This window comes from Bacillus sp. AFS001701 (assembly GCF_002559405.1).
Taxonomy (GTDB): Bacteria; Bacillota; Bacilli; order Bacillales; family Bacillaceae_G; genus Gottfriedia.
Map to the genome: position 1 here is coordinate 1 of NZ_NTZO01000671.1, position 1,771 is coordinate 1,771.

General features: G+C 28.7%; 3 protein-coding genes. 1 reads left to right on the forward strand and 2 read right to left on the reverse strand.

The features are described from left to right. Positions 1-6 precede the first annotated feature (6 nt). Complete coding sequence (locus CN514_RS24525; RefSeq protein ID WP_098234802.1) at positions 7-711, reverse strand: DsbA family protein; 705 nt, start codon at positions 709-711, stop codon at positions 7-9. Positions 712-869: 158 nt separating this feature from the next. On the opposite strand from CN514_RS24525, the gene CN514_RS26050 reads away from it, so the two are divergent. Beyond that, the gene (locus CN514_RS26050) at positions 870-1,058 is read left to right on the forward strand and encodes a hypothetical protein (RefSeq protein ID WP_176526071.1); all 189 of its coding nucleotides are present in this window, start codon (positions 870-872) and stop codon (positions 1,056-1,058) included. Positions 1,059-1,225: 167 nt separating this feature from the next. Here CN514_RS26050 and CN514_RS26055 read toward each other — a convergent pair whose 3' ends face one another. After that, on the reverse strand, positions 1,226-1,375 hold the full coding sequence (locus CN514_RS26055) for a hypothetical protein (protein ID WP_091021567.1): 150 nt from the start codon (positions 1,373-1,375) through the stop codon (positions 1,226-1,228). Positions 1,376-1,771 lie beyond the last annotated feature (396 nt).

The following is a 1,771-nucleotide window of genomic DNA, read 5'->3' on the forward strand; positions in this document are numbered from 1 at the left end:
ATTTATTTATTTATTTATTTCAGCGTCAATTGCTGCTTTAATTGATTCTAAGCTAGGGTTGTCCACTGCTTTACCATTTACAAATATTGTAGGTGTTCCGTTAACACCATAATGGTTAGCAATAGCAACATCGTTAGCAACTTGTTTCATTGCATCTTTTTTGTATAAATCTTTTTTAAATTGTTTTTCGTCTAAATTCGGAATGACAGATTTCGCAATTCTTGCTAATTTATCAGGTGTAGCCCATGTTGTTGTTTCATCTTCTTGTTTTAAATAGATTTGCTCTTGGAACTTCCAAAATGAATCTTTATGAGTTTTATAAACTACTTCTGATGCAAGTGCAGCTAAATTTGAATCTTTCGAAATAAACGGATAGTTAATAAATGAAAAATTGATTAAACCATTATCAATATAATCAGCTTTTAGATCTGGAAAAACTACTTTATTCCATTGAGCACAAATTGGACATTTATAATCACCAAATTCAACTACTTCCACTTTTGCATCTTTATTTGTAAATGTTGGTTGATCCTTTGTGTCAAACCCATCAACATTCACTTGATTTACTCCAGCAATTGTTGGATATACTTCTTCAGTCTTTTTATCTTGCAATTTAGAAACTAAAAATAATGCTCCAACTAAAACAACTATTCCAACAAATACAGAAATAGCAAACGTTTGATTATTATTAGATTTTTTCTTTTTACTCATTAGTGCTATATTCCCCCTACAATTATGTACTGTACATTATTGTAACATAAACGAAAGTAACCTAACTATTCATAACCCTCGTAATTGAAAATAATTCTTAATATAAAGATCATCCATATTCATAAATTACCTTTTTAAGTACATAAGTAGTTTTATTATTGAAATATCTTTTTAATTTAAACAAAAATAAAGAGCATTTCTCATTACAAAGAATTGTAGAAATCATTGCCTTTTTGTTTGTGGACTTTTCATTGACATGGATTGAACGCGTTATGACCATTCTGTTTCTTACTTTTATGTACAAAGCGGGAAAAGCAGCGACAACAAAAAAAGAAACCGCCAATTAAAAGAAAAATTTCTGTTTGAGTTTACTGGAGTACCCAAATAGCTAGTCTATTGATGCTTCCATTGAAATTTTAGTCGGGAAATGGCTATCTGATGACGAATAATTGAAAATGGTACTTCGAATAAAAAAACATAGGGAGATTTTAGTCTTCCTATGTTTTCATTCATATTATTTATCTGTTTGTTTTTGCTTATTTTTCAAATACTCTGCTCGCATTTTTTCAAGTTGCTGCTTTTTATCAAATTTGGCAGGCGTCTGTTTTTCATGAAACTTTGACACAGCCATCTGACCTTTCGTATCCAATTGATATTTTCCCACTTTATTCACCTACTTTTCTGTCTTGAAAGAGAATCTATTCAACAAATATAATATACATTATTTACTGAAGAAAACCTTATTATAATGCTAAACCTTATATATATCACTAAAAACATTTAAAACTTAGTAAAATAATTCATCGCCAAATGGTATTCATTTCATTGCATGTGGTTCGTACCAGTCAGTATTATTTAATAAAGACCTCAATATTCTAAAAATGCAAAAAGCCAAGTCTACAATTAAATAAACTTGGCTTTCATTTATTAGTTATTTTTATTGACTAAAATAATCAATTCTTCATCAAATATAATGTCAGAATTTAAAATTAACAGTTCTTTTATAAAAGCTTTTGGATTTTCGAGGGTTAAAATAATTGGTTGTACTGACTCGTTAATA